The 23,110-nt window shown below is 53.2% G+C and carries 26 protein-coding genes and 1 tRNA gene; 5 read left to right on the forward strand and 22 right to left on the reverse strand.

What is annotated here, in order from left to right; genetic code table 11:
• The first annotated feature begins 676 nt into the window (after positions 1 to 676).
• Complete coding sequence (gene potE / locus QZQ46_RS09295; RefSeq protein WP_044504410.1) at positions 677 to 2,002, forward strand: putrescine-ornithine antiporter; 1,326 nt, start codon at positions 677 to 679, stop codon at positions 2,000 to 2,002.
• Positions 2,003 to 2,106: 104 nt separating this feature from the next.
• Here potE and QZQ46_RS09300 read toward each other — a convergent pair whose 3' ends face one another.
• A complete protein-coding gene (locus tag QZQ46_RS09300; RefSeq protein WP_296829115.1) occupies positions 2,107 to 2,970 on the reverse strand; it encodes a hypothetical protein in 864 nt (287 codons plus the stop codon).
• The gene (locus QZQ46_RS09305; RefSeq protein ID WP_296829117.1) at positions 2,967 to 3,392 is read right to left on the reverse strand and encodes a hypothetical protein; all 426 of its coding nucleotides are present in this window, start codon (positions 3,390 to 3,392) and stop codon (positions 2,967 to 2,969) included. Before QZQ46_RS09305 ends, QZQ46_RS09300 begins: the two co-directional genes overlap by 4 nt.
• 147 nt (positions 3,393 to 3,539) lie before the next feature.
• On the opposite strand from QZQ46_RS09305, the gene QZQ46_RS09310 reads away from it, so the two are divergent.
• Together QZQ46_RS09310 and QZQ46_RS09315 are read left to right on the forward strand one after the other, a co-directional pair.
• On the forward strand, positions 3,540 to 4,799 hold the full coding sequence (locus tag QZQ46_RS09310) for a DEAD/DEAH box helicase (RefSeq protein ID WP_296829119.1): 1,260 nt from the start codon (positions 3,540 to 3,542) through the stop codon (positions 4,797 to 4,799).
• An 18-nt stretch (positions 4,800 to 4,817) separates the two neighbouring features.
• Positions 4,818 to 5,363, forward strand: a complete 546-nt coding sequence (locus QZQ46_RS09315) for a hypothetical protein (RefSeq protein WP_296829121.1) — start codon at positions 4,818 to 4,820, stop codon at positions 5,361 to 5,363.
• 91 nt (positions 5,364 to 5,454) lie between these two features.
• Here the strand turns inward: QZQ46_RS09315 and QZQ46_RS09320 are convergent, their stop codons facing one another.
• Positions 5,455 to 6,723 (reverse strand): MFS transporter, encoded by a 1,269-nt coding sequence (locus QZQ46_RS09320; protein WP_296829123.1) that lies wholly within the window; start codon positions 6,721 to 6,723, stop codon positions 5,455 to 5,457.
• A 118-nt stretch (positions 6,724 to 6,841) separates the two neighbouring features.
• Here QZQ46_RS09320 and QZQ46_RS09325 point away from each other — a divergent pair, with 118 nt between their 5' ends.
• Together QZQ46_RS09325 and QZQ46_RS09330 are read left to right on the forward strand one after the other, a co-directional pair.
• Complete coding sequence (locus QZQ46_RS09325; RefSeq protein ID WP_296829125.1) at positions 6,842 to 7,729, forward strand: LysR family transcriptional regulator; 888 nt, start codon at positions 6,842 to 6,844, stop codon at positions 7,727 to 7,729.
• 161 nt (positions 7,730 to 7,890) lie between these two features.
• A tRNA-Arg gene (locus tag QZQ46_RS09330) sits at positions 7,891 to 7,967 on the forward strand.
• Between the two features lie 112 nt (positions 7,968 to 8,079).
• On the opposite strand, the gene dapA is transcribed toward QZQ46_RS09330, so the two are convergent.
• The 19 genes from dapA to QZQ46_RS09425 form a co-directional block, all read right to left on the reverse strand.
• Complete coding sequence (gene dapA, locus QZQ46_RS09335; RefSeq protein ID WP_296829127.1) at positions 8,080 to 8,961, reverse strand: 4-hydroxy-tetrahydrodipicolinate synthase; 882 nt, start codon at positions 8,959 to 8,961, stop codon at positions 8,080 to 8,082.
• Positions 8,962 to 8,987: 26 nt separating this feature from the next.
• A complete protein-coding gene (locus QZQ46_RS09340; RefSeq protein ID WP_296829129.1) occupies positions 8,988 to 10,025 on the reverse strand; it encodes an aspartate-semialdehyde dehydrogenase in 1,038 nt (345 codons plus the stop codon).
• Positions 10,026 to 10,055: 30 nt separating this feature from the next.
• A complete protein-coding gene (dapB, locus tag QZQ46_RS09345) occupies positions 10,056 to 10,853 on the reverse strand; it encodes a 4-hydroxy-tetrahydrodipicolinate reductase (protein WP_296829131.1) in 798 nt (265 codons plus the stop codon).
• 138 nt (positions 10,854 to 10,991) lie between these two features.
• A complete protein-coding gene (gene recN, locus QZQ46_RS09350) occupies positions 10,992 to 12,674 on the reverse strand; it encodes a DNA repair protein RecN (protein WP_296829133.1) in 1,683 nt (560 codons plus the stop codon).
• 7 nt (positions 12,675 to 12,681) lie between these two features.
• Positions 12,682 to 13,137, reverse strand: coding sequence for an arginine repressor (argR, locus tag QZQ46_RS09355; RefSeq protein ID WP_044504422.1), 456 nt, complete (start codon positions 13,135 to 13,137; stop codon positions 12,682 to 12,684).
• Positions 13,109 to 13,723: a class I SAM-dependent methyltransferase gene (locus QZQ46_RS09360; RefSeq protein WP_296829136.1), complete on the reverse strand. Its 615-nt coding sequence runs from the start codon at positions 13,721 to 13,723 to the stop codon at positions 13,109 to 13,111. Before QZQ46_RS09360 ends, argR begins: the two co-directional genes overlap by 29 nt.
• Positions 13,716 to 14,588 carry an NAD(+)/NADH kinase gene (locus tag QZQ46_RS09365; RefSeq protein ID WP_296829138.1) on the reverse strand — a complete coding sequence of 291 codons (873 nt, stop codon included), beginning with the start codon at positions 14,586 to 14,588 and terminating at the stop codon, positions 13,716 to 13,718. Before QZQ46_RS09365 ends, QZQ46_RS09360 begins: the two co-directional genes overlap by 8 nt.
• 10 nt (positions 14,589 to 14,598) lie before the next feature.
• Complete coding sequence (locus QZQ46_RS09370) at positions 14,599 to 15,402, reverse strand: TlyA family RNA methyltransferase (protein WP_296829140.1); 804 nt, start codon at positions 15,400 to 15,402, stop codon at positions 14,599 to 14,601.
• Positions 15,403 to 15,422: 20 nt separating this feature from the next.
• Entirely contained in the window at positions 15,423 to 16,307 is an 885-nt protein-coding gene (locus tag QZQ46_RS09375; RefSeq protein ID WP_296829142.1) for a polyprenyl synthetase family protein, read from the reverse strand.
• Positions 16,304 to 16,546: an exodeoxyribonuclease VII small subunit gene (gene xseB / locus QZQ46_RS09380; protein ID WP_296829144.1), complete on the reverse strand. Its 243-nt coding sequence runs from the start codon at positions 16,544 to 16,546 to the stop codon at positions 16,304 to 16,306. Before xseB ends, QZQ46_RS09375 begins: the two co-directional genes overlap by 4 nt.
• Positions 16,527 to 17,741 (reverse strand): exodeoxyribonuclease VII large subunit, encoded by a 1,215-nt coding sequence (xseA, locus tag QZQ46_RS09385; RefSeq protein WP_296829146.1) that lies wholly within the window; start codon positions 17,739 to 17,741, stop codon positions 16,527 to 16,529. The genes xseB and xseA overlap by 20 nt, the downstream gene beginning before the upstream one ends.
• On the reverse strand, positions 17,738 to 18,688 hold the full coding sequence (locus QZQ46_RS09390; protein ID WP_296829149.1) for a peptidase: 951 nt from the start codon (positions 18,686 to 18,688) through the stop codon (positions 17,738 to 17,740). The genes xseA and QZQ46_RS09390 overlap by 4 nt, the downstream gene beginning before the upstream one ends.
• Positions 18,688 to 19,134: a transcription antitermination factor NusB gene (nusB, locus tag QZQ46_RS09395; RefSeq protein ID WP_296829152.1), complete on the reverse strand. Its 447-nt coding sequence runs from the start codon at positions 19,132 to 19,134 to the stop codon at positions 18,688 to 18,690. The genes QZQ46_RS09390 and nusB overlap by 1 nt, the downstream gene beginning before the upstream one ends.
• A 20-nt stretch (positions 19,135 to 19,154) precedes the next feature.
• Positions 19,155 to 19,451 (reverse strand): hypothetical protein, encoded by a 297-nt coding sequence (locus QZQ46_RS09400; protein WP_296829155.1) that lies wholly within the window; start codon positions 19,449 to 19,451, stop codon positions 19,155 to 19,157.
• Entirely contained in the window at positions 19,444 to 19,812 is a 369-nt protein-coding gene (locus QZQ46_RS09405; protein ID WP_296829158.1) for an Asp23/Gls24 family envelope stress response protein, read from the reverse strand. Before QZQ46_RS09405 ends, QZQ46_RS09400 begins: the two co-directional genes overlap by 8 nt.
• A 92-nt stretch (positions 19,813 to 19,904) precedes the next feature.
• Entirely contained in the window at positions 19,905 to 20,462 is a 558-nt protein-coding gene (gene efp, locus QZQ46_RS09410) for an elongation factor P (RefSeq protein ID WP_296829161.1), read from the reverse strand.
• Positions 20,463 to 20,475: 13 nt separating this feature from the next.
• A complete protein-coding gene (locus QZQ46_RS09415) occupies positions 20,476 to 21,543 on the reverse strand; it encodes a Xaa-Pro peptidase family protein (RefSeq protein ID WP_296829164.1) in 1,068 nt (355 codons plus the stop codon).
• An 89-nt stretch (positions 21,544 to 21,632) separates the two neighbouring features.
• On the reverse strand, positions 21,633 to 22,343 hold the full coding sequence (locus QZQ46_RS09420; protein WP_296829167.1) for a pseudouridine synthase: 711 nt from the start codon (positions 22,341 to 22,343) through the stop codon (positions 21,633 to 21,635).
• Between the two features lie 9 nt (positions 22,344 to 22,352).
• A complete protein-coding gene (locus QZQ46_RS09425; protein WP_296829170.1) occupies positions 22,353 to 23,006 on the reverse strand; it encodes a histidine phosphatase family protein in 654 nt (217 codons plus the stop codon).
• Positions 23,007 to 23,110 lie beyond the last annotated feature (104 nt).

The raw sequence follows: 23,110 nt of genomic DNA on the forward strand, positions 1-23,110 counted from the left end.
AGAGATCTCCGTTTATGTCTCTTTTTATATGTCCGAATTCATTATACAATCAACCAAATTATTTCTTGTCTCAAAACTTCCCATTTCTTATTGACGTCTGCCCCTAATATTGATATACTTATCCAGTCGCAAAGAGGATTCATTTTTACTGGCTTATGGTTCTGAGGCTTGCTCAAAGATGAATCCTCTTTTTTCGTCCTTTTAGAGGCGGACCGCGCAATTTCCATAGGAGAGATTCCCCATCCTCTTTCGGCCCGGATGCAGCCATTCTGACAGGAGGCCGAGGACAGATTCTGCCTTGCCTTTGAATCCGGATACAATCGGTGAATTTTTGTTCTTTGAAAAAGAACCTGCGCTTCAAAAGAAAAAAAGTCAGGACAAAAACCATCTCGAAAGGGCCTTTACAAAGGACCTCCCAAAGGCGCAGCAGAGCCTCATTTTTCTTGAAAATCCATTTTTCCAACCCCTTGGGAAAGCTGATAAAACCTAGCCTTCCCGGCCCTTATCACTATATGTAAAATTTTCTATACAGATTTAGAATAATCACCCTCAAATACCCCCTAAATACATATAACGTTTTTCAAAAAGCTATTTAATTTTGTCTGCAAAAATGATAGAATTAACTTGCTAAAAATTTCTAGCCGTATACGCATTTTAAACGAAAGAAGGACTGATAATGAAAACTACATGTCGTAAAATGTCTGTTGTCCAGCTGACCTTTGTCACTGCTGCCAACATGCTTGGAGCCGGTATCATCATGCTGCCGACCAAGCTTGCCGAAGTCGGTACTATTTCAATCATTTCTTGGATTATTACCTCTTTTGGCTCTTTAGCCCTCGCCATGGCCTTTGCCCGATGTGGCATGTTTACAACGAAGCCGGGCGGTATGGGTGGTTACTCCGAATACGCCTTCGGGCGAATAGGACATTTTATGGCAAATTACGCCTACTCTGTTTCCATCGTAATTGCAAACGTCGCCATTGCCATCACGGCAGTCGGTTACGGCGCAGGTTTCCTTGAAACGACCTTTACGCCGATTCAGACGTGTCTATATACGATCGCTTTATTGTGGATTGCAGCTGCCCTCAACTTCAGCGGCTCCCGGTATTCGGGCAAGCTGAGTGCCATCACCATCTGGGGCGCTATCATTCCGGTTCTCGGTATTTCTATTATCGGCTGGCACTGGTTCAGCCCGGCAACCTGGCTCGCATCGTGGAATCCCAATGACCTGGGTCTCGGCGATGCCGTCGGAAATTCGATTGCCCTTACGTTGTGGTCTTTCCTGGGACTTGAATCGGCAGCCGTCAACATGGACGCCGTTGAAAACCCGAAAAAATCCGTCCCCATTGCGACCTTCGTCAGCACCATCAGCGTCGCTGTCATCTACGTCGCTTCGACGAATGTCATCGCCGGAATCGTTCCCAATGCCGAAATCCTGGCATCGAGTGCACCCTTCGGTCTGGCCTTCTCCTACATGCTCGGCGATACGGCCGGCAAGGTAGTCATGGGCCTGATGGTATTCTCCTGCGCAGGATCTCTCCTGTCGTGGCAGTTCACCTTAGCCCGCGTCTTCAAGACCAGCGCCCAGCGCGGCCTGTTCCCCAAGATTTTTGCTAAAGTTACCAGTGCCGACGTTCCCGTCAAGGGCATGCTCTGCATCTTAGGCATGCAAAGCGTCCTGGCTTTGATGACGATCAGCCCGACCTTGGCAGCCCAGTTCGAACTCTTGGCGAACCTGGCCGTCGTCACCAACGTCATCCCCTACATTCTCTGCGCCGGGGCCTTGACGACGATCCTCACCAAGGAAAACATTCCCAATAAAGTCTGCAACCGAAATACTTCGATTTTCTTAGCAGGCGTATCAATTATCTACTGCGTATACGCATTGACAACAACCGATGCGACGACCTTCCTCAGCGGCAGCTTCGCCGCCTTCCTGGGCTGGCTCGTCTACGTCGTCCGCTTCACGATCATGAAGCAGACCATTGTCGAAATTAAATGAACAGATCAAAAGGGAGCGCTCTTCAAGAGCCTCCCTTTTTTTATTGCCCTTTTATACGAAAAACCCTCATGAAATCATTCATGAGGGTTGTCTTATATTGCGTCTTAGGATAAGGTTTCAACGACGACATTGCGAAGAGCCACGCAGCCGATGATGACCAGGGACGACAACAGGAAAGGCGTCACGAAGACCAAGGGGTTATTCTGCAGAATCGGCATGGCCTTGAAGATATATCCGAAGACCTGAATATCACTATTGAACAAGAGATTTTGGACCATGACCCACAGGAGGACCATGACGACGATGGAAAGGAGATGGACGATCTTCTCTTTTCGGCTATAGCCGTAACGCTTATAGGGGAAGAAATAAAAAGCAAAGGTGGCGATGACGAAAATGCTGATGGCTAAGAAGCAAAAGCCCATGATGGCCATAATACCGATGAAGAGGCTCACCGAGGCCGACTCATCGCTGAAGGCCGGAAAGAGGAACATCCCCAGGACGGCACAAGGAAGGGGCAGGCTGAATAAGATGGGGTCAAGGAACGGGGAATACCAGTACCGCCGCAGCCGGCTGTACCAAAAATCAATACCCTTCGCAGCCCCGTACTGAGCCGCAATGGTCAAAAGCATCCACAAGGTGAACAAGAATACCCTTCCCCAATAGGAGTGCCAAAGAGCCGAACCGATCAGACCGTTTAAGAGGCCCACGGCGACGATGAGCGCGACGGCGCCGCCATAGAAAGTCGCCCCGGCCGAGGCATAGTCATCGTATCGCCCCAGTTTGCGGCGGCGATAGCCGAGCCACAGGGGAACGGCAAAGGACAGGATAAAAAAGACGAGGATCGACGCGGCGGCAATATAGGGTCTGTCTGACGCAAAGGCCCCAAAGGGAATCGGCACGATGCCGCAGGCCGCCCAAAGGACAGCCCTGAGCCAGTCGTATCCTTTCTGTTTCCATTCAAAGCTCATCGTTCCACCGCCTTTCGGCCCGGCATCACCGACGACAGGCCATAGGATAAGAGCATGACCAAGCTCATTTCGACATACATGGCAAGGATAAAGACGATATCACGGCCAAAGGTCGGCCATTCCCAAAAAGGCGCCGCCTTCCAGTAACTGCCCAGATAGACCTTGACTGCCACTTTAAGGGCCAGCATGAAGAGCCAGACCAAGACGACGACCCAGCGGCGAATACGGCCATTTCCCGCGCCAAAGACGGCATCCGCCGTACCGACGTAGACCGTCGGAATGACGAGAGACAGGAAAAGATAACTGACGACGGCCACAATGGCACTGGAACCGCTGTGAATCGTATAGGCTCCAATGGGAATGAGGACGATGAAAATACACATGAAAACAGACTGCCGCAAAATATCGCGCCACCAACTCATTTATGCAAGACCTCCTAAAACAATGCAAACGAAATCACTTTAGTATACCATATCCGCAAAAGAAAGAAAAGTTTGCACGAACAAGGGCTTTGTGTAATAATAAGAGTTAGTAAGCACATTGTTAGCACTATAGAGAAAGGGCACGATATGTCAAAAAACTTTCAATCTCTCGGCCTGACGTCTGAACTTTCCGAGCTCCTCCACAAGCAGGGAATCGACGAACCGACGGCCGTTCAATCACAAGCCATCCCGGCCCTGTTCAAAGGCCGGGATATACTGGCTCAGGCCCAGACCGGCACGGGCAAGACCCTGGCCTTCCTGCTGCCGTCGCTGCAGCAGATCCGGACCGAAATCCATGCCGAACAGGTGCTCATCCTGGCGCCGACGCGGGAATTAGCCCGCCAAATCGCCGATGTGGCCGCGACCTTGGCCCCGACCCTTGACGTCGACGTCTTAAGCCTCATCGGCGGTAAGACCATCGAAAATCAGCTCCAGAAGCTTCACCGCCACCCGCAGGTCATCATCGGCACGCCCGGTCGCCTTCTCGACCACTGCCGCCGAAACTCCCTCGACCTCAGCGGCGTCCGCCGGGTCGTCGTCGACGAAGCCGACCAGATGCTGCAGTCGGGATTCCTCGAAGACGTCGATACCCTCATCGGCCTGACGCCAAAGCGCCGGCAGCTCCTCTTCTTCTCGGCAACGGTCCCTGATAAGATCAAAGGCCTGGCCAAAAAGCACATGCAAAATCCCTTGGTCCTGAAAATTCTCGAAGGCGACACCATCGCCCTTGAAAACATCGAACAGCGGATCTACATGATGACCGAAGACCAGAAACTGCCGAAATTATGCCAGATGCTGACCGAAATGAATCCCTACTTGGCCATCGTCTTCTGCAACACCAAGGAGCGGACGTCCCTCTTAGCCGGACGGCTCATCGCCGAAGGCTTCAACATCGGCGAACTCCACGGCGACATGTCCCAGGGCCGGCGCAACCAGGTCCTGCGTGACTTTGCCAAGGCCAAGACCCAGATTTTGGTCGCTACCGACATCGCCGCCCGCGGCATCGATATCGAAGGCATTACCCATGTCTTTAACTTCGACGTCCCTCACGATGTCGATTACTACATCCACCGCATCGGCCGCACAGGCCGGGCCGGAAGCGAAGGCCTGTCCATCATGTTCGCCACCGGAGCCGATGTCGACTGGGTCCGCCGGATCGAACACAACATCCAGGCGACGATCACCAAATATACCCTGACGGGACAAGTCAAAGTGAAAGCCAGCAGCACCCCGCCAAAGCGGCAAAAGACTTATCGCGACAAACTGCCTGCCAGCACCTATCAGACGACTCGAAACAAGCGCCACAAACAGCGCCATAAAGGCGGAGACAACCTCCGCCGCCGCTAATTGAACGGGAGGTTTATTATGAAACGTTATCTTGCTATTGTCCTCATGTTATTCACCCTTTTGACTGCCGGATGCTCGACAGCCGTGCCGACTGACTCCCAGCAAAAGGAACAGACTCAAACACAGCAGCAATCGAAGGACACCAAGTCCACTCAGGATACGAAGAGCCAAGCCGAATCGAAAGAAAAGGCCCTGGCCAAACTGCCGACCATCGGCGATACGCAAAAGGCTTGGGAAGATGAATGGGGTCACCCCTATTCCCAGGGCGACACGATCCGCGTCTTCCATAACGGCCGCTATCAGGTCGTCTTTGAAAACGGCCGGGCCGTTACCGTTACCATCGCCTTAAAAGACGGTGAAGACCTGAATATCAGCGATATTCTGCCGGAAGATGCGCAGAAACAGTCGTCGTCGTCGAAAAACCTCGGCGGTACGACCATGACCGTCCAGAAATGGCACAGCGATGCCTTGGAAAATGCCTTCTCTTCGACAAAGGGCAATTTCACGGTCATGAAACAAGCAGACACGATCATCATCGACTGCACACCGAACCTGAAAAAGTAAAACGAAAAAGCTTCTATACAAAGCCGGAGCCTTGTGAACAGCGGATTCACAAGGCTCCGGCTTTATTCTTTCGACTTGCCGTTAAAATACATCAGATTTCCCCTGCATATTCTTTTCTTTCGTCTTCATTGCGGATGCGGAAACTGGCTGTCGCAGCCATGGCAGCCAAACAGAGGTTAACCATCCAAAGAGGGCTGTAGCCCCAACCGATGTCTACGAAAAGACCTCCGAGATAGGCGCTGAAAAAGGCGCCTATCTGATGGCCGATTAAGGTAAATCCATACAAGACGGCCATGTTCTTCGGACCGAACTTTTTACTGATGATGCCCGACGTCGGCGGCACCGTCGCATCGCCGGAAAGGCCCAATAAGGCCGTGGCGGCAAAGGCAAAGGCGACCGACTTCGGAAGAAACAGGAAGGCCAGGGAAACGACGACCCGCATAGCATAGACGCCGGCCAGGACGTTTTTCATTTTGAAGGCCGCTCCGAGAAACCCCGTCCCGGCGGCGCCGATCATGGTAGCGATGCCGTATACGGTCAATGTCAACGACGCTGTGCTGCCGTCGATGCCATAGGACAGATACTGTGAAAATAAATGGCTTTCGATGATAGACATGTTAAAGCCGCAGGTCGCAAAGCCCATGAGAACTAAGCGATAGTCCCGGTCTTTTAAAGCAAATTTCAGTATGGGAACCAGAGATACTTTGGGGTTTCCCTCCCCTTCACGACTTCCCTCTTCTCGTTGAGACTCCTTTTTGCCTATGGAGTGCATCCATATGGCGATGGGGATCATCAGCAGGAAAGGAACGGTCAGGGCCCTCATGGCAAAGGCAATATCGAAGGTTGAAATGGCCAGATTCAAGGCCGGGGACATCAGGGCGTCACCGATGCCGGCACTGGCCTGAACGAGGCCGGAAACGACAGCTGCCCGTTTCTCTCCCAAAATCGGCGTGATGGCCCCCATGATGATGCCAAAGCAGAGTCCCGTCGTGCCAAAGGACAGGACGAGGCCAAAAAATAAGACCAGCGCCCAAGGAGTGGTACATAAGGGCGTCGCCGCCAAGCCGACGACGGTAAAAAGGATTCCTATCAGGATGACGAAGACAGGTGATTTTCGCAAGGCTAGGATGCCGAGAAAGGGCTGGGCCAGTCCATAGACCAGAGCGCCTACGCCGATGGCGAAGCTGATGGTCACGTAGTCGATACCGGTGTAGGGAATGAGCCCGGTCATCATAATGCCGTAATTGTCGTGGACGCCCTGCATCACGCCGTGGACAATGCAGGCGGCGATGACCAGGACGATGCACTGAAGCAGTGAGTCAGGTTTCTGTAAGGTCGGTGTTGTTTTTAGCATAATCATAAGGCTCCCTCATTGACAGTTTAATTTTTCTCTGTTAGTATATCATCGATATACTCTTAGATAAAATTGATGTTTTTAATTTTAAACTTCATTTATTTTGAACTATAGAGAGGTTCCTATGGATTTAAAATATTTACAGACCTTCAAGACCATTATCGAAGAAGGCGGCTTCACCAAGGCTGCGGAAAAACTCAACTATACCCAATCGACCATTACCTTCCAAGTCGGACAGTTAGAACAGGAATTGTCCGTCAAATTGTTTGAACGAGTCGGACGGCGGATGCAGCTGACCAAGGCCGGCGAACAATTATACCCTTATGTAAACGATGTCCTCACGTCCGTCGAAAGGCTCAGTTGTTTTGAAACTGATCTGTCGGAATATAAAGGCATCCTACGGATTGGCGTCGGTGAAACCCTGCTCTGTTATAAACTGTCGCCGGTGCTGAAAAGATTTCATGACCTGGCCCCCAATACCCGCCTGTTCTTGCAGTCCATGAATTGCTATGACATCCGCAATGAACTTTTAGACGGAACGTTGGACCTCGGCGTATTTTACGAAAACGTCGGCGGCTTCGGCGACAATCTGACCGTCTCGACCTTTGGAAGTTATCCCATGGCCCTCGTCGCCTCGCCTGATATAAAAAGAGAATACCCTGATTTTATAACACCCGGCCAAACCCTTCCCCTGCCCTTTATCATCAATGAACCGACCTGCGTCTTTCGTCAGATCTTCGAGCAGTACCTGCAGCGAAAATCCATCGTCCTTGACCATACCATCGAATTGTGGAGCATTCCGACCATTAAAAACCTGGTGAAAAGCAGCGTCGGCATATCCTACCTGCCTACCTTCGCCGTCGAAGAAGATTTAAAGCGCGGCGAACTGGTAGAAATCAAGACGGAACTGACCGACGCCCGCATTTCAGCCGCCTGCGGTTACAACAGCAAGAAATGGATCAGTCCGGCCATGGAATTGTTTAGCCGCTTGATGACAGAGACCTTTTCCTAAGACGAATCAGGCAGTGCTGCAGCATCCCCTGCCCTCTTCTTGCGGCCGCTACGGGAAATTCTGCCTTTTAATTCAAAAAACGATGAGCTTTTTCCGGAAATACATTGACAAGTTCCTCGTTTTTTGTTATTATATATAAGTCGTCAGGAACGACAAGTTATGACTCGGTAGCTCAGCTGGATAGAGTGACTGACTACGAATCAGTAGGTCTAGGGTTCGAATCCCTACCGGGTCACCACAGAAAAAGCTCACACATTTTGTGTGAGCTTTTTTTATTGCCTCTTTTACGCCAGCATGAAAAGGCACAAAAAAATCCCTCCGCCATCAAGCGAAGGGATTGATTGACAAACTTATAATTTTCCGATGTCTTTCAGGTACTGTCTGCATTTTTCGCGGATTTCCGGGCTGGCTTCGACTAAGGGCAGACGAAGGGGGCCGGCGGGAAAACCGAGCATATTGACCATGGTCTTAATGGGGACCGGGCTTACGGTGCAGAAGACGCCTTTCATGAAGGGCAGGTACTGCTGATGAAGGGCAGCGGCCTTTTTGACGTCGCCGTCTTTATAGGCCTGGATCATGGCGTTCATTTCCTTGCCGATGACGTGGCCGGCAACGGTGATGATGCCATCCCCGCCGACAGCGACCAAGGGCAATGTCAGGTTGTCTTCCCCGCTGTAGAGGTGGAAGCCTTCCGGAGCATTGGCTGCTACGTAGCCGGCGAAGTCGATATTGCCGCTGGCGTCTTTGAGGCCGATGATGTTGGAAAAGTCATGCGCTAAACGGCACACAGTCGCAGGCTCGATGCTGCCGCCTGTACGGCCCGGTACGTTGTAGATGAAGATTGGCAGGGACGTTGCCTTGGCAATAGCTGCAAAGTGGGCGTAACAGCCGTCCTGGTTCGGTTTATTGTAGTACGGCACGATAGCCAAGAGGACGTCGACACCGGTCGCTTCGGCCTTTTTGGCCATCGCAATGGATTCGGCCGTATTATTGGTTCCGACATTGCCCATGATCAGGGTCTTGTCTTTCAATTCGTCGGCGACGAGTTTAAAGAGTTTGAGTTTTTCTTCTTCCGTCATGACTGCGCCTTCGCCGGTCGTACCGCCGAGGAGGATAGCCGAACCTTCGTCGGCATACTGCTTGGCCAAGTCAACCGAGGCTTGGTAATTGACAGAACCGTCCTGATTGAACGGGGTTATCATGGCAACAATGACATTTGGAAAGGTTAACATAGAGGTTTCATCTCCCATCGTTATTCTCAGTGAATCATGTCGTGATCCAGCATATATTCAGCAATCTGCAGGGCATTGAGGGCTGCACCTTTACGGATCTGGTCGCCCGATACCCAGAGATTGACAGCCTTCGGATTGTACAAGTCCTTACGGATACGGCCGACGTAGCAGTCGTATTGTTCCGACGTAAATAAAGGCATGGGATATTCCATCGCTGCCGGATCGTCTTGAACCTGAGCGCCCGGGAAGGCATCGATAGCCTTGCGGATGGCATCGATGGTCAATTCATCAGCCGTTTCAACGTAAATCGATTCGGCATGGCTGCGGAAGACCGGCACGCGGACCGTCGTCGCCGTAATAGCGATGGCGTCATCGTGGAGCATCTTGTGCGTTTCGTTGACCATCTTCATTTCTTCCTTAGTATAATCATCTTCTACAAACTTATCGATTTGAGGAATCAGATTAAAGGCAATGGGGTAGTGTTTCGGCAGGCTCTTGCTGGGCAGGATTTTCGGTTCCATGTCCCGACCGGCCAAGAAGGCTTCTGCTTCTTCGCGCAGTTCGTCGATACCTTCTTTGCCGGCACCGGAAACGGCCTGGTAGGTGCTGACGATGATCCGTTTGATCGGCGACAGATCATGAATGGGTTTTAAGGCCATGAGCATGATAATCGTCGAGCAGTTCGGATTGGCAATGATGCCCTTATGGAGAGCGATGTCTTCCGGATTGACTTCGGGAACGACCAAGGGGACGTCGGGATCCATGCGGAAGGTACTGGAGTTGTCGATGACGACGCAGCCGCGTTTAGCTGCTTCCGGTCCCAGTTCCTTACTGACCGAGCCGCCGGCGAAGAGTCCGATATCGACTCCATCAAAGGATTCCGGCTTGGCTTCTTCAACGGTATATTCCTTCCCATTGACCGTCAACTTCTTGCCGGCCGAACGATGGGATGCCAACAACTTCAATTGGCTGTACGGGAATTTTCGTTCTTCAATCAGGCGGATAAATTCTTGGCCTACGGCACCTGTGGCACCTAAAATAGCTACTACCGGTTCTTTCGTCATAACAAACTTCCTTTCCTCATGGTTCTTCTTTTATAAATAGTTTTCCAGTCCGAAGACGAGTCCCGGACGGGAGCTTACTTTCTTAACGGCTAAGATGACGCCGGGCATGAAAGATTTACGGTCTATCGAATCGTGACGGATAGTGAGTAATTCACCATATCCCCCAAAGAGGACCTGCTGATGAGCTACGTAGCCCGGCAGGCGGACACTGTGGATGGGAATGCCGGCAACAGAGGCGCCGCGGGCACCGTCAAGGCTTTCATGGGTCTTGTCCGGAGCCGGCTTGGCACCGGCAGCCTTCCGTGCTTCGTCGATCTTGTCGGCAGTCATGATAGCCGTACCCGACGGAGCATCGAGCTTATTGTTGTGATGGAGCTCGATGATTTCGACGTCCGGCAGATAAGGGGCAACTTCCGTCGACAATTTCATCATCAAGACGGCACCGATGGAAAAGTTCGGTGCAATAAAGATGCTGGTCTTATTTTCCAAAGCCAGGGCATGGAGCTCGTGGCGCTGTTCAGCCGTAAGGCCCGTCGTGCCGACGACCATGTTGACGCCGTGGGCTATGCAGGTTTTGGCATTTTTAAAAATGACAGCCGGCGTCGTAAAATCGACGACGACGTCCGGTTTTATAGCATCGAGGGCTTTGGCAAAATCGCCTTCGATGGCAAGGCCCAAATGGCCGATGCCGGCGATTTCACCGACGTCTTCTCCGACGTGGTCGATACTGACCCCGCCGGCGACGGTCAATTCCGGATCTTCAAAGACGGCTTTGACGACCTGGCTTCCCATGCGGCCGTCGGCGCCATTGACTAATACACGAAGCATATTGATTCCTCCAATATTTTTATGGTTTGATGGCATATTTCCATTTTGAAATTATCTTTAACTATATACCTATCGCGGACATTCGTCAACCTGTATCTGTCACAGCAGGCCTGCAAAGGAAGTTTTTACTGCGGAATGTTACCGCCCCTTCACCTGCTGTACAATCTGTCGTGCCGCTTCAATACTGGCTTTCGTCGTATCGTTGCCGGCAAACATGCGGGCGATTTCAAGGACGTGTTCCCCATCGGAAAGAGCCCGGACTTGGGTGACCGTCCGGCCGTCCGTTTCCTTCTTGTAAATAAAATAGTGGTGGTCGGCAATGGCTGCCGTCTGGGGCAGGTGGGTAATGCAGAAAATCTGGCCCTTGCCGGCCAGCTTCCGGATATGATCGGCAACCTGAAGTCCCGTCTGACCGCTGATACCGACGTCGATTTCATCGAAAATCATGGTCTTATCCGATTCTCGCGAGGAACCCGTGCTTTTCAAGGCCAAGGCGATACGCGAGACTTCACCGCCGGAAGCGATCTTTGCCAAAGGCTTCATGGCTTCCCCCGTATTGGCAGAAAAATAGAGTTCGATGCCGGCAGCCCCGTCCGGTGAAATGGCCTTCATGGGCTCTAAGTGAAAGGCAATGCGGCTGTTGGGCATGCCGAGCTTACTGAGGGTCTCGGTCATAGTCTTGCTGAAGCGGCTGTCGGCTTTATGGCGAAGATCGAGTAAAATCTCGGCCTGATGGCGGACAGCAGCGGCTTCTTTAGCCAATCGTTCTTCGAGTTTTGCCAAATGACTTTCCGACTGGTCAAGGCGTTCATAGTCTTCCTTGGCCTTAGCCAAAAACTGCAGGATGTCGGCAACGGTGACACCGTATTTGCGCTTCAATTTTTCGATCGTCGCCATGCGGGACTGCATGGCATCTAAAGCCCGTTCGTCAAAATCGAAAGAATCGGCGTAGCGCAGGAGGGCGTCGTGGATATCTTCGATTTCATAGGACAGGGTTTCGACCTTGCCCGACAAGGCACTGAAGGCATCGTCATAGGTCGAGGCCTTTTCGAGGCTGCGGTGAATGGCTTCGAGCTGCTCGATGGCCCCGGTCTGGCGTTCGCCGCCTTCTAACGAAAAGATGGCATCCCGCAGATTATCCTTTAAGTGTTCGGCATGGGATGCCTTATTGATCTTCCCTTCGAGCTCGTCGTCTTCGCCTTCCTTTAAAGCCGCCCCTTCGATCTCCTTGATTTGAAAAGCCAGGATACTGAGCATCCGGGCCTTTTCTCCTTCATCGCGGCGCAGGGCCTTGATGGCTCCTTCCGTTTCATGCCACGTCCGATACAGGTCGTCATAGGACGCTCTCGCCTGGCGGACGTCGTCATCGAGGCCGTCTAAAATGGCGACGTGATAGGCGGGATTAAAGATAAGGCTGTTGTCGAACTGGCCGTGAATATCGAGAAGATAATCGCCTAAGCGGCGCAGGACCGCCGTCGGCACTAAGGTACCGTTGACCAGGATCGTCCCCCTGCCGCTGCGCTGAAACTGCCGGGAGATGATGAGCTGTCCCTCATCGGCTTCGATGTGATTTTCCGACAGCAAGGCTAACAAGTCCTCTGCCATATCGGCAAAAAAGAAGGAGCCTTCGACGAGAAAGCCCTCTGTCCCGTGGCGGACGAAAGAGGCCGACGCCCGTTTTCCAGCCAGCATGCCGATGGCATCGAGGAGGATCGATTTGCCGGCCCCTGTTTCACCGGTAAAAATCGTCACTCCGTCCTCTAAGTCCAAGTGCAGGTCTTCAATCAGCGCAAAGTTATGGATGTGCAGGGACTGCAGCATAAGAACCTCATTCCTTCATCAATGATACGATAAGCTTAATCAACTTGGGAACCGTTTCCGTATCTTTCACAATGAGCAGGACCGTGTCATCACCGGCTAAGGTACCGATGACGTTTTCCCAACGGGCATGGTCCATGGCAGCAGCAATATGATTGGCCGAACCCGGTAAGGTATGGACGATGATCTGATTGTAGGCCGAATCGACGCGAACGATGGAGTCCTGGAAGAGACGTGCCATGCGGTTCTTGGACATGAGCATGTTCTGTTCCGGCGACAGGGCGTAACGGTAATGGCCGTCACTGGTCGGGACCTTGATCAGCATCAGTTCCTTGATATCACGGGACACCGTGGCCTGCGTAACTTCAATGCCTTCTTCCTGCAAAGCCTTAGCCAGTTCCTCCTGCGTTTCAATCGGTCTGGATTGGACAATCTCTTTAATCTTCGTATAGCGGAATCTTTTCATAATGACCTTTCCCTCTCTTCTGTACGACATATAATAAGGGCGGACAATGAACCTCATTGACAGGTCTCCACGATGAGATGTGAAAGGCCTCTTGGGGTACGTCCTTCAAAAATGACTGCAGCGCTCTTTCTTCCTGAGCGCCGGCATCAGTACCGGGATAAGCTGCTATTATAATTATCCCATTTATCGCAATTTTATTCAAGCCTATTTTTATAGCCCTTAGTGTTATTTCATAATCCGTATGGATGCGGTGGTCTCCGGACGGCAAATAGCCTAAATTGAATAGGATGACATCGATGCCGTCAGGGACTTTTTCCAGCAGTTCGTCATGAGAACCACACTGACAGCGGACATCGCGGTCTGTCAGATTTTCTTCAACGAGCCTCCGTTGCGTGCGTTCAACGGCGCAGGGCTGTATATCAAAGGCATAGAGAACGGCATCAGCCGGCATGAGTTTTGCCAAAAAAGCCGTATCATATCCGTTCCCACAAGTCATATCGACGAGCCGTTTCGCCTGGCGGACATAGGGATCGGCGAGCATGTGCGATACCGTAACGGCATTGCGGAATGGATACATATCAATCATTTCCCATCATCTTGGTAAACAAGTTACTGTAAAAATAGTTCTGGTTAAAGCGGATCAACTTCAATACGTGATCGGCTTTTCGGATTTCAAGAACCATATTGCCCATCAATTCCTGATCCATTACGCCGTCTACAGAGACGCGGACACTGTTGCGGCTGTGAGCCGAGGTAACGGAAATCTGGTCGTCATCGCGCAGGACCAGGGGCACTTTGAGGAGCAGGTGCGGACAGATCGGCGTCACCATGATGCAGGGCACGCTCGGCGCTGCAATGGGGCCGCCGCTCGAAAAGGTATAGCCCGTACTGCCCGTCGCCGTCGATACGATGAGGCCGTCACCGGGGTACTGCTGAATGAAGTGGCCGTTGATGCTGAGGTCGACGCGGATCAATTTGCCGACATTGCCGTGGCCGATGACGATATCATTTAAGGCATCGGGCAGAGACTGGATCATACCGTCTTCATAACACAGATCGGCATGGAGCATCATCCGTTCTTCGAGGAAATATTTTCCGGCCAGGATGTCGTCCAGGCGCTGTTCCAGGTTTCTCGTTTCTACTTCATAGAGGAAGCCCAAAGAGCCGAGATTGATGCCGCAGATGGGAACGTCGGCAGCGGCAAATTTGTTGGCCATCTTCAGGATCGTCCCGTCGCCGCCGAGAACCATGGCGATATCGATGGTATCGTAAATCGTCATCCGCGGCCGAAAGTGTTCGGCTGCAATTTCCTGATAAGCCGGCTGGCAGCTCTCACTGACGTAGGCCGGCAGATAGTATTCAATATCCCGTTCTTCACAAATCCGAATGAGTTCTTTTACAATGGCTGCGCTTTCGCGTTTGACAAGGTTTGGAAAAATACCGATACGCATGAAAAATCACCTACATTTCGTGAGATTTACTGACAATATCTTCGACGACATCGTCGGTGATGTCGTTATGGCAGGGATCGTCTTTACGGCAGTACAACAGGTATTCGATATTGCCGTCGGCCCCCTTTATCGGAGAAAAGGTAAGGCCCAGCGGCGACAGTCCGTTTTCGGCGATGCCGTCGACGACGCGGCGGATTACCTCGCGGTGGACGGCGATGTCGCGGACGATGCCGCCTTTGCCGACGTGTTCCCGCCCGGCCTCAAACTGAGGTTTAATGAGGGCTGCCATGGTGCCGCCTGACGCCAAGAGAGGCACGACGGCCGGCATGATTTTGAGGAGTGAAATAAAGGAAACGTCGATGGAGATGAAGTCGACGGGTTCGCCGATATCGGAGACGGTAACGTTTCGGATATTGGTCCGTTCCATGTTGACGACTCGGTCGTCGGTCCGCAGCTTCCAAGCCAATTGGCCGTAGCCGACGTCGACGGCAAAGACCTTCACGGCGCCGCGCTGAAGGGCGCAGTCCGTAAAGCCGCCCGTCGAGGCGCCGATATCCATCATGGTCTTTCCCGTAAGGTCGATGGGAAATGTTTCCATCGCTTTTTCTAATTTCAGGCCGCCGCGGCCGACGTAGGGAATGGGATTTCCCTTGACGGTAATGTCTACATCGTCAGACAGTTTGGTACCGGCCTTATCGACGCGCTGATTGTCAACAAAGACCAGGCCGGCCATAATGGCCGCCTTGGCCTTTTCCCGGCTTTCAGACAAGCCGCGGTTGACGAGGAGTACGTCCAGTCTTTCTTTATGCTGCATACACTCTTACCTCTCTATCATTAATGAACCCGGGTCAGCATATATTCGACGAGATTCTTCAGGAACCAGGCTTTGTCTCCCAAGGGCACCAGAGCCGCGACGGCCTTGTCTGCCGCTTCACGCGCCATCTGGCGAGCTTCCTCAAGAGAAAAGATGGTGACATACGTCGCCTTGTCGTTTTTAAGGTCGCTGCCGACGGGCTTTCCTAACAGGGCTTCGTCGCCGACGACGTCAAGGATATCATCGGTGATCTGGAAAGTCAGCCCCATGTAAGTCGCGTATTCATCGAGGGCTTTTCGCACGGCCGGTTCGGCATCGGAAACGATGGCCGCCATATCGATGGCCGCTTTGAAGATGACTCCCGTCTTGGACCGGTGCAGGAGTTCCATCCCTTCCCGACCGATTTCCATCTTGCCGTCCGACGCCAGGTCAAAGGCCTGACCGCCGACCATTCCGGCCGGACCGGCAGCTTTGGCGATGACGGCGATGCAGCGGTTCAGTTTATCCGGGTCGATATCCTTCTGACGTGCCAGGAGTTCAAAGGCAAAGGTCAAAAGGCCGTCGCCGGCCAGGGTGGCAATGCCGGGCCCGTAAATGACGTGGTTCGTCGGCTTGCCCCGGCGCAGATCATCGTTATCCATGCAGGGCAGATCGTCGTGAATCAAGGAATAGGTGTGGATGCATTCGAGGGCGCAGGCCATTTCCGTATACGGCGCCGCATCGCCTCCTAAAGCTTCGATCGTCACCAGCATGAGAACCGGACGGATGCGTTTGCCGCCGGCCATGAGGCTGTAATTCATCGATTCATATAAGGGGGCAAACTGCGGCTGTTCCGTCACGAGAAGCCTTTCCAGTGTCTTTTCGATATGATCTTTTTTAGTACTTAAATAGTCTTTAAACATCATAAGTCCAGCACTCCTTCTGCCATGCCGTCTGCCGCTTCTTCCGTACCGGCCATGGCCGCTGCCTTCTGGCGGGCATAATCCAAAGCGTCTTCACAGTCCTTGGACAATTTAACGGCTTTTTCATATAAATCGAGGGACTGTTTCAGCGTCAGGTCCGGTGCTTCCAAGTCGCGGACGAGCTGTTCCAATTTTTCGTAATTGCTTTCAAAGTTCTTCAATTTATCCGTCGTTCTTGCCATATATCTTCACCTCTTTCACGTCTGTTACAATGGCACCGTCGACGAGCTGTATTTCAAGGGGCTTATCGGCAGCTGCCTGGTCGACGCGAGTAATGATCTTTCCGTCCTGTATAAGCTGGCCGTAGCCGCGGCGCACGAGGTTTTCCGGATTCAGCCCATCAAGGCGCGCCCTAAGGGCCGTAAGCCGGCCGTCTCCCTGTTCAAGGCGCCGCTGCCACTGATGGCCGGCCTCTTTTAAGAGCATAGCCAGCTGTGCCTGCTTCATTTCCAAAAAGCGTTCATAGTGCGGTAAATTCAGCCGGCCTGCTGCGGCATCAAGACGGCGTGCTTCACCGTCGATACGCCGCAGGAGGGTTTCATAGGCCCTTTCTGCCAGGGCAGCTAAATCGAGTTCGGCTTCACGAAAATCGAAAAAGGCCAGTTCGGCAGCGTGGGTCGGCGTCGCCGCCCGTATGTCGGCGGCATAATCGGCTAAGGTCGTATCCGTTTCATGGCCGATAGCCGTAATGACCGGTACCTTAGCCCCATAGATGGCCGTTACGACAGCCGGGCTGTTGAAGCACCAGAGATCTTCCATGGATCCGCCGCCTCGGCCGACGATTAAAACGTCCAAGTCCCTTCGCTTCCCCATCTCATCGATGGCAGCGGCAATGGTTTTATCGACGCCCTCCCCTTGAACGGGAATGGGACGAAGGACGATGTCAGCATAGGGATTGCGCTCACCGGCAATACGGCAGATGTCGTGCAGGACGGCGCCCGTTGCCGAAGTCAGGACGCCAATGCGCCAGGGAAAGCGGGGCAGTTCTTTTTTATGGGAACTGTCGAAATATCCCTTGGCTTCCAGGTCCTTCTTAATCTGTTCGTACCGGGCCTGAAGGGATCCCGTTCCCTGGGAAAAGAGCTGTTCAATGATAAAGGACAAGGCGCCGCCTTTTTCATAGACGTTGACGGCTCCGATGACGACGACGTGGTCCCCTTCGCGCAGGGCCTTTACGGCAGCCGTAACCCGGCTGCGAAAGACGATGGCCCGAAGCGAGCACTCTTCATCGCGGATATTCATATAATAATGGCCGTTAGACGCCTGCTTCAGACCGATGACGTTGCCTTCCATGGCAATGCTCTGGAGCCGGTAATCCTTGTGTATGTCCTCTTTGATGCGGCGGACGACGTCCGTAACCGATGCGTATTTCATCATTTCTTCCCTTCCTGCAGGGCCGCCCAGAAAGCGGCTCCTGAAGCATTGTCGGCACTGAAGCCGTCCTCGGCAAGGTCGAGGGTGATGTGCCCTTTCCGGCAGTACTCTTTTAGTTCCCGGCGCAGATAGGAATTGGACATGACGCCGCCGGCGGCGACGAGATGGGTCATGCCGTCAGCTGCGGCGTAGTCGAGGAGGTGCAGAAGGCCTCGCCAGACCGTTGCCAGCGTCCAGCGGCAGAGTCTCGGAAGGTCGGTTTCCCCGTCCTTCAAGAACCGCTGCCCCTGCGATTCGGGACCGGAAAAGCTGACTTCGCCGTCTTTGAAAAAGACAGGGGCTCCCTTGAGGCTGCCGGAAAATTTCTGCGCCAGCTTATCGACGTGGACGCCGGCCGGAAAGGGCAGGTTCATGGCAACGCCCATGCGGTCGATGAACTGGCCGGCACTGATATCGCTGGTACCTCCCAGGCGGGTGATGTCAAGGCCCTTGTCGTCGGCTTCAGCCCGGACGAGCTCCGTCGTTCCGCCGGAGAGATGGATGCCGTAAAAAGGCGCCCTGTCGACACGTCCCTTGCTGCGAAGGACGGCCAAGAGGTGATTTTCCTGGTGGCTCAGGCGGTATAAGGGCACCCCTAAGACAGCCGAGAGCGCTCTGGCATAGCCGAGGCCTGCCAAAAAAGCCGGCATATACGAATCGTCCCGACGCCGCGGCTGATCGGTCACGGCAATGGCCCGAACGGAGCGGTCCTTCAGTACTTCGGCGGCCCGTTCAAAGAGGACCGGAAGATTGCGCGAGTGCTGGTAGACCATGTTCGACTGGGACAGGCCGCGGCCGCCTTCCGGGACGGTCAGGATGATGCGTTCGTCAGCGGCAATGCTGTAGTCCCCGTCGACCAGGCACAACGACGTCGTATAGCAGCTGGTGTCGATACCGAGATAGGTGTCCATCAGTCTTTCGACCTTACGTAGGCACCGAGGATGCCGTTGACGAATTTGGCCGACTTATCGCCGCTGAATTCCTTGGCCAAAATAATGGCTTCATTGAGTACGATGGACGGTGCCAAAGGTTCTTTCGGGTAGACCAGTTCGCACAGGGCCAGGCGCAAAATGTTGCGGTCGATGCGGTTCATCCGTTCGATTTCCCAGCCTTTGACGAAGGGGCGGATGATATCGTCCAATTCAGCGCGGTGAGCCGTCGTCGTTTCGACGAGGTACGCCGAGTACGTATGCCGTTCCGATTCGCTCAATTCCGGGCCGTCTTCGGTCAGCATATCCGTCGTGATGAAATCGCTTTCCATGATTTCATGTTCACTGTACTGGATATCGTTTTCTTCGTGAAATTCACGGGAATATAAGAGTTCGAGCGCCTCTTGGCGCGCTTTATGTCTGCTCACAAAAAACCTCCTGTTGGTAACTAGTCTGCCGGCGGCAGGACCAAATCTTCAATGGTAACGGAAATATCAAGGCCCTTGGGGTCGGCCATATCCCGGACGGCCTGAACGGCCTTCTCTTGGACGGCGAGAGCCAGTTCGTGCAGGTCAAAGCCGTACACGGCCCGGATGTCCAATTTCAAGGCGACGCTGCCGTCTTTCACGGAAACGCTGCAGCGGGTAACGGCCGTGACGCCGTCCACGTCCTTGGCCGCCGCTTCGGCAATGTTGCGCAGGGCCTTATCACTGACGGCATAGGCAAAATCCTGATTGTCATCCATGTTGACCGGCCTCCTCAAAAACCACTTGCTGGACGATGATGTGAACGGCCGCAACGGGGCAGGACGTCGCCTTTTCTACGGCATCCTTGACCGATTTTTGGACTTCCAGGGCGACGTCAGGAATCCGGCAGCCATAGCGAATGATCAGCCGGACGGTCAGCTCGATGCTGTTGCCGTCAATGGAGACATCGACGCCGTGATTGGGCCGGCTGCGGCCCAGCTTTTCAGCGGCCGCATCGGCAATATTCGTTCCCAAAGCAGCGACAGACGGAGCCTTTCCCGCCGTCAGCGAAGCAATGGCTGCAATGACCTGCGAAGAGATATGGATGCTCCCCCATTCATTGACTTCTGTCGTTTCCATGAACATCACCTCTTTCATCCAAAAAAGGGGCTGTCGCACGCGCGAAGCCCCTTGAATACCCTATGCTAGCGGCTCACGGTAACCCGTTAACCTTAAGCTCTGCCGATATACTGGCCGGTTCTCGTATCGATTTGGAGAACTTCGCCTTCATTGATAAAGAGCGGTACTTTGACGACATAACCCGTTTCAAGCGTAGCCGGTTTGCTGCCGCCGGTAGCTGTATCACCACGGACGCCGGGGTCGGTTTCAACGACTTTCAGTTCAACGGAAGCCGGAAGGTCGATGCCGATGACTTTGCCTTTGAACATCATGACCGATACGGTCATTTCTTCTTTGAGGAAGTTGGCTGCATCACCCAGAGCGTCGCGGTTCAATTCGATCTGTTCATACGTTTCGTTGTCCATGAAACAGTACATACCTTCATTTTCATAAAGGTACTGCATCTGGCGGCGGTCAACGTGACCATCCTGAACCTTTTCGCCGGCATTCCACGTACGTTCGATAACGGCACCGGTTTCGAGGTTTTTAATCTTAGCGCGTACAAAGGCAGCGCCTTTACCCGGTTTTACATGCTGAAATTCAACAACCTGCCATACCTGGCCGTCGATTTCAATCGTTACGCCTGGTCTGAAATCATTACTTGTAATCATGTGTAAACTCCTCCTATAACAGCTCCATCAAATCTTTGGGTGTTTTGGTTAAAATTTCACAGCCGTCGGCTGTTACGGCAACGGAATCCTCAATGCGGACGCCAAACTTGCCTTCTATGTACAGTCCCGGTTCGACCGTGACTATCATATTCTCTTGTAAGACACCGGTCGAACGGGGTGACAGCACAGGCTGTTCATGGATTTCAAGCCCCGTCCCATGTCCCAGGGAATGGGTAAAATACTGACTGACGTGATAGCGGGCAAAATAATTGCGCACTTCATAATCGACGGCGCGGCACGAACGGCCGGCCTTTACCAAGGATACGCCCAATTTCTGCCCTTCCAAGATGAGATTGTAAAAATCTTTCTGGGCCTGTGTCGCCTTGCCGGCAACGACGGTCCGGGTAATGTCGGAATGATAGCCGTCCCAAACGGCGCCGAAATCAAAGGTAACGAAATCGCCGGCTTCGATGACCTTAGGGCTGGCCGTACCGTGCGGCATGGCCGAGCGCTTGCCGGAAGCGACAATCGTCGTAAAGGATTTTTCTTCAGATCCGAGGAGCAGCATATTGCTTTCCAGGCGGGCTGCCAGTTCCTTTTCCGTAACTCCCGGCCGGATATACGGCAGGAGGTCGGCAAAGGCCCGGTCGGCGATCTGGCTGGCTTTGCGCGTCGCCTGCAGTTCATGGGGTTCCTTTACGGCCCGCAGGCCGGTCAGGTCGCAGGGGAGAAAACCGCAGAGAGCCCCGTCAGCAATGGCCTCATATAAATAATGGGTCAGAAAATTTTCTTCATAGGCCGCAACGCCAATTTCCATATCCGTAAGGGACTGGCGAATGGAGCGGGCCAAAGCACCTTGATGATTTTCGATGTCGTACCACGAGCCCGACTGCTGTACGGCCTGTTCCGTATAACGGGAATCGGTCCACAGGACGGCTTGATCAAGCCCGATGACCAAGGCCCCTTCGCCGCCGGTAAAACCGCTGAAGTAACGCAGGTTTTCGGGCTGAACGATGATGGCGCCGTCGGCATCGTGTTTTTCGAGGAAGGCACGCAAATCGGCAATTCGTTGTTCTATCATACTATCACCTTATATTAATTCAATCATATTTTATAATACCATATTTTATCTTGCCTGAAAAGGAAAAAATCAAAAGGATATATTCCTTGTTATAACGATAAGCTGTTTCGCTCATCTTCCGTCAAAGGGCGGAACTCGCCGGGCTGAAGCCTTTCATCGAGAGCAACCTGCCCGATGGAACTTCGGTGAAGCTTGGTCACCGTCAGGCCGACGGCCGCACACATGCGCTTTACCTGGTGGAACTTCCCTTCTTCGACGACGACGGCAATCGTATGATCGCCGGTCTGCCGCGCTTCTGCCGGCAGGCAGTGGAGACCGTCGTCAAGGACGATGCCCGAGGCGAAGCGTTCCCCTAAATCGGCTGGAATATGCCCTTCAACGACGGCTTGATAGTGCTTGGCCCGGTGCTTTTTCGGCGACGTAATGCCGTGGGCCCAGGTCCCGTCGTTAGTCAACAGCAAGAGACCGGTCGTATCTTTATCCAGCCTGCCGACGGGAAACAGTCGGCTGCCCTGATACTGGCGAGGCAAGAGGTCGATGACCGTCTTCGACACATTGTCTTCCGTAGCTGACACGACGCCGGCAGGCTTATAGAGCATGAGATAAATATATTCTTCATATGATACGACCTGGCCTCCGACGGAGACGACGTCCTCTTGGGGATCGACTTTCCGACCGCTGTCGCGGCAAATGTCGCCGTTAATCGTGACCTGACCGCTCTTACATAATTCTTTCAGTTCCTTCCTCGTCCCCCAGCCCGTATGGCCCAGGAGTTTATCGAGGCGCATTGCCTTACCCATCGGCACACCTTATAAGGAAGGCATCTTGTCCCATTGGGGCAGATAGCCGGCCGTCCCTTCTAAATGGCGGGTGCTGTTGAGGAGGGTCAGGACGTTGCGGTCGCCGTAATATTCGACGACATTGAAGGCCGTATTGAACTGCTGGAAGCACCAGATACGGCGCATATCGAGGCCCAAGAGGCCGAAGAGGAGGCAGCGGATGGCCGCCCCGTGGGAGACGATGAATACGCTGTCGCCGTCTTTATGCTTGGCCAGGATGTCCAGGGTTCCCTTCAAGATCCGGTCCCGGACCTGGCAGAACGATTCGCCGCCCCGGGCAGGCAAAGTCCCGTCGGAAGCATAGACCGCTTCCAGTTCTCCCGGCCACTTGGTCGTAATTTCTTCATACGTATGGCCTTCCCACACGCCGAAATCGGCTTCTTTCAAGGATTCGTCAGGAATGACCGTCAAACCGTGCGGTGCCGCTACGCATTCAGCCGTAGCCATGGCCCGCTGGAGGGTACTGCTGTATACGGCATCGAGGTGGGTATGGCTGAAAAATTCACCGAGGTGTTTGGCCTGTTCCAGCCCGTGGGCATTGATGGGTACATCGGTAGAACCTTGATACCACTGCTGTACGTTTCCGTCCGTTTCACCGTGACGCGCTAAATATAATGTAATCATGAATATCCTCCATTATTGAAAATCCATCATAAGAAAAACCCGGTCCGGCAGCCATGGTGCGGCCTTTTGCGGCCGAAAAGAAACGGCTCCGGCCGTCCCGAGCG

Source organism: uncultured Megasphaera sp. (genome assembly GCF_900539295.1).
Classification (GTDB): Bacteria; Bacillota; Negativicutes; order Veillonellales; family Megasphaeraceae; genus Megasphaera.